Genomic DNA, 13,658 nt, shown 5'->3' with positions numbered 1-13,658 from the left:
TCAGATATCGCCGCCGGTCAGGCGCTGGCAGATCAGGTCCAGTTGATCGAGCGTGCGGTAGCGGATGGTGACCGTGCCGGCGCGCGGATCGGCTTCGCTGGCAATCCTTACGGAGAGCCCAAGGAATTCCTCCAGCTGGTTCTGGATCGCGGCAAGGTCCGCGTCCTGATTCGGGTCGCGCGGCTCGCGAGCACGGCGCGGGGCCGCGGGCTGGATCCCGCGCGTCTGGCGGCGGACCAGCTTTTCCACTTCGCGCACCGACAGGTTGTTTTCGATCGCTTCGGCGGCAAGCGCTTCGCAATTGTCCTGCCCGATCAGCGCCCGGGCATGACCCATGGTCAGGCGCCCGTTCTCCAAGTGCTGGAGAACCGGGTCAGGCAGCGCCAGCAGCCGCTGCAGGTTGGCCACGTGGCTGCGCGACTTTTCCACCAGCCGGGCAATTTCGGCCTGGGTCAGGCCTTCCTGATCGGCCAGGCGCTGGTAGGCGCGCGCTTCTTCCACCGGGTTCAGGTCTTCGCGCTGGATGTTCTCGATCAGAGCGAGCGCCATCACGTCGCGCTCGTCGAGTTGGCGGACGAGTGCCGGGATTTCGGTGAGCTGCGCCTTTTGCGCGGCGCGCCAGCGGCGTTCCCCGGCGACGAGCTGGTAACGTCCGCCAGCCAGCGGGCGCACGATCACCGGCTGGATGACTCCGCGCGCCGCGATCGAGGATGCAAGCTCCTCCAGCGCGGCTTCATCGAAATGGCGCCGCGGCTGATCGGGATGCGGTTCGATCGCGGTTACCGGCAGCGTGGTCAGCGCTTCCTTGCCTTCTGCCGCTTGCGGCTGAGCCAAGTCCCGCACGACGGGTTCCTCGCGCCGGGTTTCACCGAGCAACGCGCCCAACCCCTTGCCGAGGCGGCGGGGCTTGGCCTGCCCCTCCTCGCGCCCGGAAACAGGCAAGCGGACCGGATCGGCAGAGGGATTCATGCGGCTTTCCTTTGTTCGGGCAGGCGGCCGATCAGTTCACGAGCCAGCGCGATATAGGCGCGGCTTCCGGCGCAGGCGTTGTCGTAAATCAGCGCGGGCAATCCATGGCTGGGCGCTTCGGACAAGCGCACGTTGCGCGGAATCACGGCATCGAACACCAGTTTGCCAAGGCATTCGCGCACGTCTTCCGCCACTTGATCGGTCAGCCGGTTGCGGCGGTCGAACATCGTCAGGACTACGCCGACGATGCCGAGATCGGGATTGAAGCGCTGCTGGACGCTGTCGACCGTCTGCAACAGCTGACTAAGCCCTTCCAGCGCGAAGAATTCGCATTGCAGCGGGACCATCAGCATATCCGCGGCGGTGAGTGCGTTCAGCGTCAGCAGGCCCAGCGATGGCGGGCAGTCGATGAAGCAGATGTCATGGCCATTGTGCCCCTTCAGCGCGTCCCGCAGCCGCCCGGTGCGATCCCCCATTCCGACGAGTTCCACCTCGGCCCCGCTCAGGTCCTGTGTAGCGGGGACGACATCGAGGCCAGGAATCGTCGTAGGGTGAATGCACTCGTCGAGCGGCGCCTGCTCGATCAGAAGGTCATAGCTGGACCGGTCGCGGTCGGCGGCGTCGATGCCGATCCCGGTCGAAGCATTGCCCTGCGCGTCCAGATCGATCAGCAGGGTTCGCCAGCCGGCGGCCGCCATGGCGGTGGTGATGTTGATGGCAGTCGTCGTCTTGCCGACCCCGCCCTTCTGGTTTGCGATGGCTATGCGCAGCACGGCGTCTAGAGCCTTCCCTTGAATGTGCCGACGATGATTCCCGCCGTGTCATCCGTAACAGATTGTTCCACGTGAAACAGCGCCCGCGTATTTGGACTTAGTTCATCCAGCTCGTGCGCTGCGGAACGCCCCTTCGGCAACAGCCAACAGGTAGATGGCCCTGAAAAACGGGCAGACAGGCTGAGCAACTTGGGCAGTGGAGCGAATGCGCGGGCGGAAATCGTACCCGCCGTGAAGCTGTCGACCAGTTCCAGCCGCTGGGCAATGATACGGCAGTTTGTCAGCCCCAGTGCCTTCCCGGCCGTTTCCAGCCATTCGGTGCGGCGCTTGCGCGATTCCACAAGTCGCACATCCCACTCAGGCCGCAGAGCTGCGATGACCAACCCGGGGAAGCCCGCCCCCGTGCCTAGATCGAGCCATGGCTGTGTTCCACGTGGAACGTGACTCAGCAACTGGGCACTGTCGGCGATATGCCGCTGCCACACCGAATCGAGCGTCGCCTTTGAGATCAGGTTCTGCCGCTGATTTTCCTCCAGCAGCAGATGGACCAATTGTTCCAGCCGCTCCATCGCCTCGGCGTCGGCAAACTGGCGGCAGTAGTCTCGCGCTTGCGCTTCGCTGGTGATCATGCGGCGATCCGCCGCCGGGCGTGGACCAGCAAGGCTGCCAGCGCAGCCGGAGTGATGCCGCGCACCTGCCCCGCCGCCGCCAGCGTTTCCGGTTGCGCCGCTGTCAGTCGCTCCACCATTTCGCGCGAGAGCCCGGGAACATGATCATACGGGAAGCCAGCGCCAAGAAGCACCGACTGGCTGGCGCGAAGATCCCGCAGCTCCGATTCCTGCCGTTCGAGGTACGGCGCATAAAGGGCATCCTCGGCCACTTCTTCAGCCAGGTCGCTTGCCGGGTCCAGTCCGTCCGGCAGGAACGGCGCAAGATCGGACAAGCCCAGATCATGCCGCAGCCAGGTCGAAAGCGGTAGCGCGCCTGCGTCGCGGCGAACCGGCAATCCGTAAGCAGCCAGCTCGGTTGCACGAACGTCCCGCGCCAGAGCCTGACACCAGTCCGCCCGCTGCTGTTCACGCTGTTCGAACCAGGCGCGCCGCTCCTCCCCCACGCAGCCGGCTTCTATCGCGAGCGGGGTCAGCCGGGTGGACGCATTGTTGGCCCTTAGCCGCAAGCGGTACTCCGCGCGCGCGGTAAGCATCCGATAAGGCTCGCTCACGCCGTGCAGCGTCAGGTCATCGATCATCACGGCCATGTAGCTGTTCGCCCGGTCAAGCTGCACCGGTGTGCGCCCGAGCACGGCCGCGGCGGCGTTCATGCCGGCAACCAGTCCTTGCGCCGCCGCTTCTTCATACCCGGTGGTGCCGTTGATTTGGCCCGCGCAGTAGAGACCCGGGATCGCCGACAACTCCAGCCCCGATGACAGCGCGCGGGGATCGACGTGATCGTATTCGACCGCGTAGCCCGGCACGGCCATCTCGACTTGCGCCAGGCCTTCGATGGTCCGCAGCATGGTGAGCTGCACATCGGCGGGCAGCGAGGTGCTGATCCCGTTGGGGTAGACGAGATGCGTGTCCAGCCCTTCAGGCTCCAGGAACAACTGGTGCCCGTCCCGATCGGCAAACCGATGGATCTTGTCCTCGATCGACGGGCAGTAGCGCGGACCGGTCGCGCCGATGGCTCCTGAGAACAAGGGAGAGCGATGCAGGTTGGCCCGGATGACGTCGTGCGTGTCCGGATTGGTGCGCGTTATGGCGCAGAACACTTGCGGGTTTGCTCGCCGCTCCGTCAGCGGCGACATGGTCCAGGGCTCGGGATCGGACGGCTGTTCGGCGAGGCGGGCCCAGTCGATGGTTCGCCCGTCGAGCCGGGGCGGCGTTCCGGTCTTCAGCCGGGCGAGCGGCAAGTCCGCCCCGCGCAACTGCTCGGCCAGCCGCTGCGCCGAGGACTCATCGATGCGCCCGCCGGTCAGCCGCTCTTCGCCCCGAAACAGCGTACCACCCAGGAACGTGCCGGTGCACAGGACCACGGCCGGGGCACGGATCGCTTGCCCCTCCCCCAGTCGGATTCCGGCGACGCGGCCCTGCTCGAAAATCAGTTCCGCCGCTTCGCCAGCGATTTGTTGAAGGTTCGGGTGACGCCCCAGCATTCGCTGGATGGCGGCCTTGAACAAGGTCCGGTCCGCTTGCACGCGAGGACCCCAGACCGCGCTCCCCTTCGACCGGTTGAGCATTCGGTAGTGAATCGCAGCGGCATCGGCGGCGCGGCCGATCAAGCCGTCGAATGCATCGACCTCGCGCACGAGGTGGCCTTTGCCCAAGCCACCGATCGCGGGGTTGCAGCTCATGGCGCCGATGGTGTCGAGATCGAAGCTGACCAGCGCCACGCGGGCGCCCATACGGGCAGCCACGGCAGCGGCTTCGCAGCCTGCATGGCCCCCGCCGACCACCACTATATCGAATTCGCGCATCAGCGGGCCTTTAGGCAGGCGGGAGGGTCCGGTCAAAGGGGCAGAGATGTTCCACGTGAAACACCGCTCACTTGCCGATGCAGAATCGGCCGAACAACGTATCGAGCACGTCCTCGGTGGAACTGCGTCCGACAAGGCGATCGAACGCCACGCGCACCCGCCGCAAGTGCTCCGCCAGGATCAGCGGATCGTTGCATCCCTCTGCCGTGCGGAGCGCTTCGGCTGCTTCGGACAGGATATCCCGCTGGCGTTGTCCCAAGGCGGCCTGCCCGGGCTTGGGCATCGCGCCGCGCGCATGGGCGATCAGGGCAACCTTGAGATCTTCCAGTCCCGCTCCGGTTACTGCCGACAAGCGGAAGGCCGGGTTCTGCTTGGGCGGATGATCGGTCCGGTCGCATTGAGCCTCAACCTCCCAGGCGCCTTGCGGCCCTTCCCCTTCTGGTCCGAGCCAGAGGACGAGATCGGCGCGGGCAATCTCTTCCCGTGCGCGCGCGATGCCGATTGTCTCGATGACGTCCCCGCTCTCATCCCGCAGCCCTGCCATGTCGACGAAGCTGAACGGGATCCCGGCCATGGCGACTGGCCGCACCAGGATATCGCGCGTGGTCCCGGCGATCGGCGCGATGATGGCCGCCTCGCTTTCCACCAGGGCATTGAACAAGGTGGACTTGCCCGCATTCGGCGGTCCGGCGAGCGCCACGCGAAATCCCTCCCGTAGGGTCTCGGCTCGCGGCGCGGCGAGCCAATCTTCCAGCTCCCTGTGCATGACTGCAATCTGCTGCAGGAACTCTGAGGGCAGCGCCGCGACATCGTCCTCATCGGCGAAATCGAGCACGGCCTCGACTTGCGCCGAACACGCCAGCACCCGCTCCCTCCAGCCTTCCACGGTGTGTGAGAGGGTTCCGCCTGCCAGCGACACGGCAGAGCGGCGCTGAAGCTCGGTCTCGGCAGACAGGAGATCGGCCAGTCCTTCGGCTTCCATCAAGTCGATCCGCCCGTTGGCGAAGGCACGGCGGGTGAACTCCCCCGCTTCTGCCTTGCGTAATCCGCCAAGGCCCTGCAGCGCGGCTTCCACCGCAGCTATGACCGCCCGGCCGCCATGGAGGTGCAGTTCGGCCAGATCCTCTCCCGTCACGCTGTGCGGTCCCGGAAACCAAAGCACCAGCGCGTGGTCCAGCAACTCTCCTTGCGGGTCGGACAGCCGAGTGTAATGGGCGCGGCGCGGCGGCGGCAGGGAGCCGGACAGCCGGACCAGCGCATCCCCGGCAAGCGGGCCGCTGATCCGGACGACGGCAATACCGGCCGGCGGCGCCCCGCTCGACAAGGCGAAGATCGTATCCATCAGGAAAGCCGGCTCACGAGGTGGGCTTGTCGCCTTTTCCCTTGCCCGGGCCAGTCGCCGAGCCCGTACCGGGGTCCCGCATGGCCGCGCCGCCTTCCATGAAGTTCTGGAACAGCTTCATGCCCAGCTGGCCCATCGGAGCGAGCTGCTTGGCGTATTCCTGCAGCTGGTCGGCGTTGGAAACGCCCTTCATCGCCTTGGCGATAGTGTCGACATAGATTTCGTTCGCCTTGTCGACATCCGGCAGGCCCATGAAACGGCGGGCTTCCTCAGGCGAGCATTCGATTTCGATATGCACTTTCATGGTAGATTCTCCGGCAGGAACGCAGGCGCCCGCGAACGCGTATCATTGGCTTGAAGGTGCACGCCACAGCGGGAGGATGCAATATGAGCGAGACGGTGCAAATTTCCACTCTGGACGACGACGGCCAGTTCGATTGCTACGTCGCGCGCCCGGCGAAACAGCCGAAGGCCGCAATCGTGGTCATCCAGGAAATCTTCGGCGTGAACGAAGGGATCCGCCGCAAGTGCGACAAGCTGGCGGAAGACGGCTATCTCGCTCTCGCCCCCGACTTGTTCTGGCGGCTGGAGCGGGGGATCGAACTTGATCCTGACGTCGAGCCGGAGTTCCAGCGCGCGCTGGAGTTGATGGGGCAGTTCGACCAGGACCGCGGCATCTACGATCTGGAAGCGGCGATCAAACATGCCCGCGGAACGGAAGGCTGCGACAAGGTCGGCGCGGTCGGGTACTGCCTGGGCGGCCGGCTCGCCTACATGGTGGCGGCCCGGACGGACAGCGATGCGACGGTCGGCTATTATGCGGTCGGGATCGACAACCTGCTGCGGGAAAAGGACGCGATCGCCAATCCGCTAATGCTGCACATTCCGAAACAGGACGATTTCGTTGGGCCGGACGTGCAGCAGGCGATGCACGAAGCGCTCGACCCGCATCCCAAGGTCACGCTGCACGATTACGAAGGGCTCGACCACGGCTTCGCAACCGAGTTCGGCAAACGGCGCAATGAACAAGGCGCGCAGCTGGCGGACACGCGGACGGCGGAATTCTTCGCCCGGCACCTGAAGCCGGAATCCTGAGCGCATGAAGAAGGGCGGGGTTTGTCGCCCCGCCCTTCTGCTTCGCGGACTGGCCGCGCGTTACTGGTTCATCGTCGCGAAGAAGTCTTCGTTGGTCTTGGAATCCTTCATCTTGTCGAGCAGGAATTCCATCGCGTCGATCGTGCCCATCTGCATCAGGATGCGGCGCAGGACCCACATCTTCGACAACTGGTCCTTGCCGGCCAGCAGCTCTTCCTTGCGGGTGCCGGACTTGCCGACATCGAGCGCGGGGAAGATGCGCTTGTCCGCGACCTTGCGGTCCAGCACGATTTCCGAGTTGCCGGTGCCCTTGAACTCTTCGAAGATCACTTCATCCATCCGGCTGCCGGTGTCGATCAGCGCAGTGGCGATGATCGACAGCGATCCGCCTTCCTCGATGTTACGTGCCGCGCCGAAGAAGCGCTTCGGCCGCTGCAGCGCGTTGGCGTCGACACCGCCGGTCAGCACCTTGCCCGAACTGGGCACCACGGTGTTGTAGGCGCGGCCGAGGCGGGTGATGGAATCGAGCAGGATCACCACGTCCTTCTTGTGCTCGACAAGGCGCTTGGCCTTCTCGATCACCATTTCCGCGACTTGCACGTGACGGCTCGCGGGCTCGTCGAAGGTGGAGGAAATCACCTCGCCCTTCACGGACCGCTGCATGTCGGTAACTTCCTCAGGCCGTTCATCGACCAGCAGCACGATCAGGAACACTTCCGGATGGTTGTCCGTGATCGCCTTGGCCATGTTCTGCAGCAGAACCGTCTTGCCGGTACGCGGCGGGGCGACGATCAGCGCGCGCTGGCCCTTGCCCTGCGGCGCGATCAGATCGATCACTCGGGCCGACTTGTCCTTGACCGTGGGATCGACGGTGTCGAGCACCAGCCGCTCATCGGGATAGAGCGGGGTCAGGTTGTCGAAGTTGGTCCGGTGACGCACCGCGTCGGGATCGTCGAAATTGACCTTGAGCAGCTTCGTCAGCGCGAAGTAGCGTTCCCCGTCGCGCGGGGCGCGGATTTCACCTTCGACCGTGTCACCGGTCCTCAGGCCCATCTTGCGGACCTGGTTGGGGGAGACGTAGATATCGTCCGGCCCGGCAAGGTAATTGGCTTCCGGCGACCGCAGGAAACCGAATCCGTCCTGCAGCACCTCGATCGTGCCGACGCCGAGGATTTCCTCCCCGTCTTCGGCCACTTCCTTGAGGATGGCGAACATCAGGTCCTGCCGGCGCATGGTCGATGCGCCTTCGACGCCCAGCTCCTCGGCCATCGAAACGAGTTCGGCCGGCGTCCTTTTCTTCAATTCTTTCAAATGCATGTGGGTATTCCAGTGATGGGAGGAAGCCGGCAGTCCTGAAGGGCTTGGAGAAAGCGGGACCGGCCGCTCGGAACGGCGGCCTCAGCCGGATCGGGCGCGAAAATAGGCGCTGAGCCGCCCAGCGTCAATTCGTGAATCGCAGGTCGCAAAATTCCCGGAGCGGCCGCTCTGCCTGGCTGTTTTTACCGCGATTCCTGATCAGCCGGTGGTTCACCTGCCTCGAGATCGCTCAGAAGGGCTTGATCACCACCAGGATCACGATCAGCGCCACGGTGATCCCCGGAATCTCGTTGAGCAGGCGCAGGGTCTTGCCCTTCATCGGACGTTCTCCCCGGGCCAGCTTCTTCGCATAGCCGGCCATCCACCCATGGAAGGCGCTGAGAATCAGCACCAGCAGCAATTTGGCGTGCAGCCACGGCTGGTCCCAGGCGTCGGTCGCAATCGCGAGCGCGATGCCGAATCCCCACACCGCCAGGATCGCGGGCAGCAGGATGATCTTCAGCAGCTTGCGCTCCCGGTCCACCCACAGCGCGTTTTCGGGCGATCCCTCGGCCGCTTCCTGGTGATAGACGAAAAAGCGCGGGAGCATGAACAGCCCGGCCATCCAGAAGATCACGAAGATGATGTGGCCGGCCTTGAGCCAGAAATAGAGCATCGAGAGTAAGTCCTGCATGGGAGTGATCTACTGGGCCGGGGCCCGCGCGTCACCCCTCCCAGTTGCGTACGGTTTCAACCAGCCGTTCGACATGGGCGATCGGGGTATCCTTGTGGATTCCGTGGCCGAGGTTGAACACGTGCGGCCGTCCGGCGAAGGCATCGAGGATCGTGCGCGCCCGCCCCTCCAGCGTTTCTCCGCCGGCAAGCAGCAGCAAGGGATCGAGGTTGCCCTGCACGGGCAGGTTTTCGGGCAGCGTGGCCGCCGCCCAGAGCGGATCGATCGTTTCATCGAGCCCGATCGCGTCGGCTCCGGTTTCCTGCGCGTAGGCCGCCAGCTTGGCCCCTGCTCCCTTTGGAAAGCCGACCACCGGCACGTCCGGATGCCGTTCATGCAAGGCCGCGATGATCGCGGCGTTGGGCGCGATCACCCAGCGCTCGAATTCGTCAGGCGCCAGGCTCCCCGCCCAGCTGTCGAACAATTGCACGGCTTCGGCCCCGGCGCGAATCTGGCCGTCGAGGTAGTCCACCGTCAGGTCGGCGATGGCGTCGATGATCGCCCGGAACGCGGACGGATCGCGGTAGGCCATCGTCCGCGCCTGCAAGTGATCGCGGCTGCCTGCACCGGCGATCATGTAGGTCGCGACCGTCCATGGGCTGCCCGCAAAGCCCAGCAAGGTGGTTTCCGGCCCCAGTTGCTCCCGCACCAGGGACACGGTCCGGTAAATCGGATCAAGCCGCTGTGGCACCCCTTGGAGCGCCGCCAGCGCATGATCGACCAGCGGGGGCGAGAGGTGCGGTCCTTCCCCGGCCAGAAACGCGAGATCCTGTCCCATCGCATAGGGCACGATCAGGATATCGGAAAACAGGATCGCTCCGTCGAACCCGAAGCGCCGGATCGGCTGCAGCGTGACCTCGGCCGCGGCCTCGCAGTCGTAAACCAGTTCGAGAAAGCCGCCCTTGTCCGCGCGGAGTTCGCGGTATTCCGGGAGGTAGCGCCCCGCTTGCCGCATCAGCCAGAGCGGGCGGCGGGGTCCGATTTTTCCGTGGAGGGTCTCAAGAAGCAAGCCAGGCATCGGGTCCAATCCAACACAATAAGATCTTTATAAAAGGATGAAGGAGTCTGTTGGTCCTGTGGATTGTGGGGAGAGCGCGCTCCTGCCCGATTTCTCCCGCGATGAACAGGGTCTTGGGGGCGATGCGAATCCGGATGGCTCTTGAGTCAAGCGACGGTTATCCCCGTTGTCCCCAGCCAGTGGACGAAATCCACAGCCTGTCGGCAAGCCCGAGCGGGAATCACCTGTCAGTGGGCACAGCTTCCTGTCCCGAACTTGTCCCCAGGCTCATCCCGTGGTTTATGCAGGACTTCTCCACATGACCCGACTGCACCTTCATCTTCTCTCGGACTCGACTGGCGAAACGCTGGAAATGATCGCCAAGGCGGCGCTGGCCCAGTTCGACCATGCCGAGGTGATCCGCCACTTCTGGCCGATGGTCCGGTCCCTGCAGCATCTGGAACGGATCGCGGAGGAGCTGGCCGCCAATCCGGGCCTGGTGCTCTACACCCTGGTCAATCCCGAAACCCGGATGAAGCTGGAGGAATTCTGCCGTGCGCGCGGACTGCCCCACATCGCCGCGCTCGATACCGTCACCGCGGTGCTGGAAGACCTGCTGCAGGAACAAGCCAAGGGGCGTCCCGGACGCCAGCACGTGCTCGACGATGCCTATTTCGCCCGGGTCGACGCGATCCAGTTCACCATCGCGCATGATGACGGGGTCCTGTTCGAACACTGGGAGGAAGCCGACATCGTGCTGGCCGGGGTCTCGCGATCGTCGAAGACGCCGACCAGCATCTATCTCGCCAATCGCGGGTACAAGGTGGCCAACATTCCGGTCGTGGTCGAAAGCCCGCCCCCGCCCGAATTGTTCGAACTGCGCAAGCCGCTGATCGTCGGGCTGACCACGGCGCCGCGCCGCTTGATCGAAATTCGCCGCAACCGCTTGCTGACGCTGAACGAAACGCCCGACACTGCCTATGTCGATGAGCAGCGGGTGGCGGAGGAACTGGCGTTCGCCCGCCGAATGTTCGCCGACAACGGCTGGCCGGTGATCGATGTCACCCGCCGCTCGATCGAGGAAACCGCCGCGGCGGTCATCCGGCTGTACAACGAACGCGCCATGCAGGACGGTTCGCACCAGACGGGCATCAAGCCGATATGATCGTACCGGCATGATTATCCTTGCCTCGAAAAGCGCCTCGCGCGCCGCGATGTTGCAGGCCGCTGGCGTTGCGTTCGAGCCGCGGCCCGCTTCTATCGACGAGCGTGCGCTCGAAGCCCGGCTGGGCGATGCTTCGCCGGACGCGGTCGCCCTTGCACTCGCCGAAGCCAAGGCACTCGCCCTTGCTGAGCCGGAACGGCTGGTGCTGGGCAGCGACTCACTGGTGGTGGTGGACGGCCGGCGGTTCGACAAGCCCGACAGCCGGGAGGATGCGGCGCGGCACCTGGCTTTCTTCTCCGGAAAAACGATGGAGCTGCATTCAGCGGCCGCCCTCGCGCGCAGGGGAAAGACCGTTTGGAGCCACGCCGCCGTCGCCCGGCTGCACGTGCGCGCGCTGTCGCCCGCCTTCATCGATCGCTATCTCGACGCGGAATGGCCTGAGGTGGCCGGCTGCGTCGGGGTGTTCCGGATCGAAGCCCTTGGCGTGCAGCTGTTTGAGCGGATCGAAGGCGACACGTTTACCATTCTTGGAATGCCGCTGCTCCCGCTGCTGGGCGCGTTGCGGCAGATGGGGGAATTGCCGGCATGAGCGTTGAAGGAACCGAAACGCTCTATGCTGAAGTGATCGGCGATCCGATCGCGCAGTCAAAGTCCCCGGCGATCCATGGCTTCTGGCTGGAAAAGCTTGGGCTGCGGGCGGAATACCGCGCCTGCCATGTACGCGCCGAGGAGCTTGAGGAGTACTTCGCGCTAAGGCGCAAGGACCCGCGGTGGCGCGGCTGCAACGTCACCATGCCGCACAAGCAGGCGGTGCTACCGCTGCTGGATCGGATCGATCCGCTCGCCGAGCGGATCGGGGCAGTGAACACCGTCACGCGCGGTGAGGACGGGACGCTGACTGGCTACAACACCGATGCCGCCGGGTTTCTTGAACCGCTGCGGCCGCTGCTGGAACGCACGCATTTGTTCCGCATGGCCCGCGTGCTTGGCACGGGCGGCGCGGCGCGGGCGATCGTCGCCGCGCTCGCTGCCCAGAACGTGGTAATCGTGCTGGCCGGACGCGATCCCGGAAAAGCGCGAGCGCTGCTGGATGAACTCGATCCCGGGGGCGAGCATCACGTGGCGCCCCTCGCCCATTTTTCCGAACCGACCGATTTCGCGTTCGACGACCGCGCGGGCTGTTTCGACCTGATCGTGAATGCCAGCCCACTCGGCATGGCGGGCCAGCCGCCGCTGGCGTTCGATTTCAGCCATGCCCCGCCGGGCAGCGTGGTCTACGACATCGTCACCCACCCGCTCGACACCGAATTCCTGCAAGCCGCGCGTGCAGCGGGCTTCGTCACGCTGGACGGGCTGACAATGCTGATCGGTCAGGCGGCGGAGGCGTTCGGCAAGTTCTTCGGGGCCGAGCCGCCGAGGGCCGATGGTGATGCCGAATTGCGGCGCCTGCTGACGGCGTGAGCCGGCCGTTCATCCTCGGCCTGACCGGCTCGATCGGGATGGGCAAGTCGACCGTCGCGAAGATGTTCGACCGGCAAGGCGTGCCGGTGTTCGATGCCGATGCGGAGGTGCGCCGGCTGCAAGGCCCCGACGGGGCGCTGTTGCCGGCAATCGAGGCCGCGTTTCCCGGCACCACCAGCTCGCAGGGGGTGGACCGGGCGAAGCTGGGGGCAAGCGTGTTTGCCGATCCCGCCGCCCTCGCCCGGCTTGAGGCAATCGTTCATCCGGCGGTGCGCGCCGCGCGGGACCGTTTCCTGGCCGAACACGCCGACGCTGCGCTGGTGGTGTTCGACATTCCGCTCCTGTTCGAAAAGGGCGGCGCGGATGAAGTGGATGCGGTCGCGGTCGTTTCCGCACCGGCCGAAGTGCAGAGCGCCCGCGTGCTCGCTCGGCCGGGAATGACTGCCCGGCGTCTGGCCGAAATCCGCCGGCTCCAGTTGCCGGACGCGGAAAAACGGGTTCGGGCCGACTGCTTGATCGATACCGGCACGTCCTTGGCAGAGACCGAGGCAGCCGTTGCCGAACTGGCGGCTCGGCTGGCCACCCAGAGGCGCTGATCCCCCTTGCCAGCGCGCCGGCTCCGGCCGATATTCGCGCCATGCGGGAAATTGTCTTCGATACGGAAACCACCGGGCTCGATCCGGTGAGCGGCGACCGGCTGGTGGAAATCGGCTGCATCGAGCTGGTCAACAAGGTGCCGACCGGGAGCCGGTTTCACGCCTATTTCAACCCTGGCCGCTCGATGCCGCTGGCGGCGGAGCGAGTCCACGGATTGTCCGACGTGTTCCTGGCCGACAAGCCGCAATTCGTGGAACACGTGCTGGAGCTGCTCGAATTCCTGGGTGATGCGCCGCTGGTGGCGCACAACGCACAATTCGACTTCGGCTTCCTCAATCACGAACTCGGCTTGTGCGGTCATCCCGAAGTGGGAATGCACCGGATGATCGACACCCTGTCCCTTGCCCGCCGCCGGCATCCCGGGGCGAAGCACACGCTGGATGCGCTGTGTTCCCGCTACGGTGTCGACCGCAGCCACCGCGTGCTGCACGGGGCGCTGCTCGACGCGGAACTGCTGGCGCAAGTCTATGTCGAGTTGACCGGCGGACGGCAGATCGGGCTGGAACTGGCTGCCGAGTCCTCGCAGACGGTGGTCGAAGTGGCGGTTGTAAGCACGCGTCGCCGCGAGTTCCGCCCGCCTCGGCTCCATGCGCCTTCCGCGGCCGAACTTGCCCGGCACAAAGCGTTTGTCGGAACGTTGGACTCTCCACTCTGGGCGCAATGAGTTTTTCTCTCGCCCGAGCGGTCGATAACAAAA

General features: G+C 65.2%; 15 protein-coding genes. 6 read left to right on the top strand and 9 right to left on the bottom strand.

Annotated elements, in window-relative coordinates:
* From ELY13_RS07675 to ELY13_RS07650, 6 genes are all read right to left on the bottom strand, one after another.
* Positions 1 to 969 (bottom strand): ParB/RepB/Spo0J family partition protein, encoded by a 969-nt coding sequence (locus tag ELY13_RS07675; protein WP_126173316.1) that lies wholly within the window; start codon positions 967 to 969, stop codon positions 1 to 3.
* Positions 966 to 1,742: a ParA family protein gene (locus ELY13_RS07670; RefSeq protein ID WP_126173315.1), complete on the bottom strand. Its 777-nt coding sequence runs from the start codon at positions 1,740 to 1,742 to the stop codon at positions 966 to 968. The genes ELY13_RS07675 and ELY13_RS07670 overlap by 4 nt, the downstream gene beginning before the upstream one ends.
* Before the next feature lie 5 nt (positions 1,743 to 1,747).
* Positions 1,748 to 2,371: a 16S rRNA (guanine(527)-N(7))-methyltransferase RsmG gene (rsmG, locus tag ELY13_RS07665; protein WP_126173314.1), complete on the bottom strand. Its 624-nt coding sequence runs from the start codon at positions 2,369 to 2,371 to the stop codon at positions 1,748 to 1,750.
* Entirely contained in the window at positions 2,368 to 4,215 is a 1,848-nt protein-coding gene (gene mnmG / locus ELY13_RS07660) for a tRNA uridine-5-carboxymethylaminomethyl(34) synthesis enzyme MnmG (protein ID WP_126173313.1), read from the bottom strand. The genes rsmG and mnmG overlap by 4 nt, the downstream gene beginning before the upstream one ends.
* 67 nt (positions 4,216 to 4,282) lie before the next feature.
* Positions 4,283 to 5,560 (bottom strand): tRNA uridine-5-carboxymethylaminomethyl(34) synthesis GTPase MnmE, encoded by a 1,278-nt coding sequence (gene mnmE / locus ELY13_RS07655; RefSeq protein WP_126173312.1) that lies wholly within the window; start codon positions 5,558 to 5,560, stop codon positions 4,283 to 4,285.
* Positions 5,561 to 5,570: 10 nt separating this feature from the next.
* Positions 5,571 to 5,861, bottom strand: coding sequence for a DUF6489 family protein (locus ELY13_RS07650; protein ID WP_126173311.1), 291 nt, complete (start codon positions 5,859 to 5,861; stop codon positions 5,571 to 5,573).
* Between the two features lie 83 nt (positions 5,862 to 5,944).
* Here ELY13_RS07650 and ELY13_RS07645 point away from each other — a divergent pair, with 83 nt between their 5' ends.
* On the top strand, positions 5,945 to 6,652 hold the full coding sequence (locus ELY13_RS07645) for a dienelactone hydrolase family protein (RefSeq protein ID WP_126173310.1): 708 nt from the start codon (positions 5,945 to 5,947) through the stop codon (positions 6,650 to 6,652).
* 60 nt (positions 6,653 to 6,712) lie between these two features.
* Here ELY13_RS07645 and rho read toward each other — a convergent pair whose 3' ends face one another.
* The 3 genes from rho to hemE form a co-directional block, all read right to left on the bottom strand.
* Complete coding sequence (gene rho / locus ELY13_RS07640; RefSeq protein ID WP_126173309.1) at positions 6,713 to 7,969, bottom strand: transcription termination factor Rho; 1,257 nt, start codon at positions 7,967 to 7,969, stop codon at positions 6,713 to 6,715.
* A 229-nt stretch (positions 7,970 to 8,198) separates the two neighbouring features.
* Entirely contained in the window at positions 8,199 to 8,642 is a 444-nt protein-coding gene (locus ELY13_RS07635; protein WP_126173308.1) for a CopD family protein, read from the bottom strand.
* A gap of 31 nt (positions 8,643 to 8,673) precedes the next feature.
* A complete protein-coding gene (gene hemE / locus ELY13_RS07630) occupies positions 8,674 to 9,699 on the bottom strand; it encodes a uroporphyrinogen decarboxylase (protein ID WP_126173307.1) in 1,026 nt (341 codons plus the stop codon).
* Between the two features lie 298 nt (positions 9,700 to 9,997).
* On the opposite strand from hemE, the gene ELY13_RS07625 reads away from it, so the two are divergent.
* From ELY13_RS07625 to dnaQ, 5 genes are read left to right on the top strand one after another with little or no spacing between them, the layout of a single operon-like run.
* Positions 9,998 to 10,843 (top strand): pyruvate, water dikinase regulatory protein, encoded by an 846-nt coding sequence (locus ELY13_RS07625; protein ID WP_126173306.1) that lies wholly within the window; start codon positions 9,998 to 10,000, stop codon positions 10,841 to 10,843.
* 10 nt (positions 10,844 to 10,853) lie between these two features.
* Positions 10,854 to 11,432, top strand: coding sequence for a Maf family protein (locus ELY13_RS07620; RefSeq protein ID WP_126173305.1), 579 nt, complete (start codon positions 10,854 to 10,856; stop codon positions 11,430 to 11,432).
* Positions 11,429 to 12,304: a shikimate dehydrogenase family protein gene (locus ELY13_RS07615; RefSeq protein WP_126173304.1), complete on the top strand. Its 876-nt coding sequence runs from the start codon at positions 11,429 to 11,431 to the stop codon at positions 12,302 to 12,304. Before ELY13_RS07620 ends, ELY13_RS07615 begins: the two co-directional genes overlap by 4 nt.
* A complete protein-coding gene (gene coaE, locus ELY13_RS07610) occupies positions 12,301 to 12,900 on the top strand; it encodes a dephospho-CoA kinase (protein WP_126173303.1) in 600 nt (199 codons plus the stop codon). Before ELY13_RS07615 ends, coaE begins: the two co-directional genes overlap by 4 nt.
* A gap of 41 nt (positions 12,901 to 12,941) precedes the next feature.
* Positions 12,942 to 13,625, top strand: coding sequence for a DNA polymerase III subunit epsilon (dnaQ, locus tag ELY13_RS07605; protein ID WP_126173302.1), 684 nt, complete (start codon positions 12,942 to 12,944; stop codon positions 13,623 to 13,625).
* Positions 13,626 to 13,658 lie beyond the last annotated feature (33 nt).

It is taken from the genome of Altericroceibacterium xinjiangense (assembly GCF_003958635.1).
In the GTDB taxonomy this organism is placed as follows: Bacteria; Pseudomonadota; Alphaproteobacteria; order Sphingomonadales; family Sphingomonadaceae; genus Altericroceibacterium_A; species Altericroceibacterium_A xinjiangense.
This window is presented reverse-complemented; position numbering and strand designations above follow the sequence as displayed.

Bases quoted from the DNA above. Each gene is read 5' to 3' on its own strand.
- ELY13_RS07650 (WP_126173311.1), bottom strand. From the start codon at position 5,861: ATGAAAGTGCATATCGAAATCGAATGCTCGCCTGAGGAAGCCCGCCGT.
- ELY13_RS07635 (WP_126173308.1), bottom strand. From the start codon at position 8,642: ATGCAGGACTTACTCTCGATGCTCTATTTCTGGCTCAAGGCCGGCCAC.
- ELY13_RS07615 (WP_126173304.1), top strand. From the start codon at position 11,429: ATGAGCGTTGAAGGAACCGAAACGCTCTATGCTGAAGTGATCGGCGAT.
- mnmG (WP_126173313.1), bottom strand. From the start codon at position 4,215: ATGCGCGAATTCGATATAGTGGTGGTCGGCGGGGGCCATGCAGGCTGC.
- dnaQ (WP_126173302.1), top strand. From the start codon at position 12,942: ATGCGGGAAATTGTCTTCGATACGGAAACCACCGGGCTCGATCCGGTG.
- ELY13_RS07675 (WP_126173316.1), bottom strand. From the start codon at position 969: ATGAATCCCTCTGCCGATCCGGTCCGCTTGCCTGTTTCCGGGCGCGAG.
- ELY13_RS07625 (WP_126173306.1), top strand. From the start codon at position 9,998: ATGACCCGACTGCACCTTCATCTTCTCTCGGACTCGACTGGCGAAACG.
- ELY13_RS07620 (WP_126173305.1), top strand. From the start codon at position 10,854: ATGATTATCCTTGCCTCGAAAAGCGCCTCGCGCGCCGCGATGTTGCAG.
- hemE (WP_126173307.1), bottom strand. From the start codon at position 9,699: ATGCCTGGCTTGCTTCTTGAGACCCTCCACGGAAAAATCGGACCCCGC.
- rsmG (WP_126173314.1), bottom strand. From the start codon at position 2,371: ATGATCACCAGCGAAGCGCAAGCGCGAGACTACTGCCGCCAGTTTGCC.
- ELY13_RS07645 (WP_126173310.1), top strand. From the start codon at position 5,945: ATGAGCGAGACGGTGCAAATTTCCACTCTGGACGACGACGGCCAGTTC.
- rho (WP_126173309.1), bottom strand. From the start codon at position 7,969: ATGCATTTGAAAGAATTGAAGAAAAGGACGCCGGCCGAACTCGTTTCG.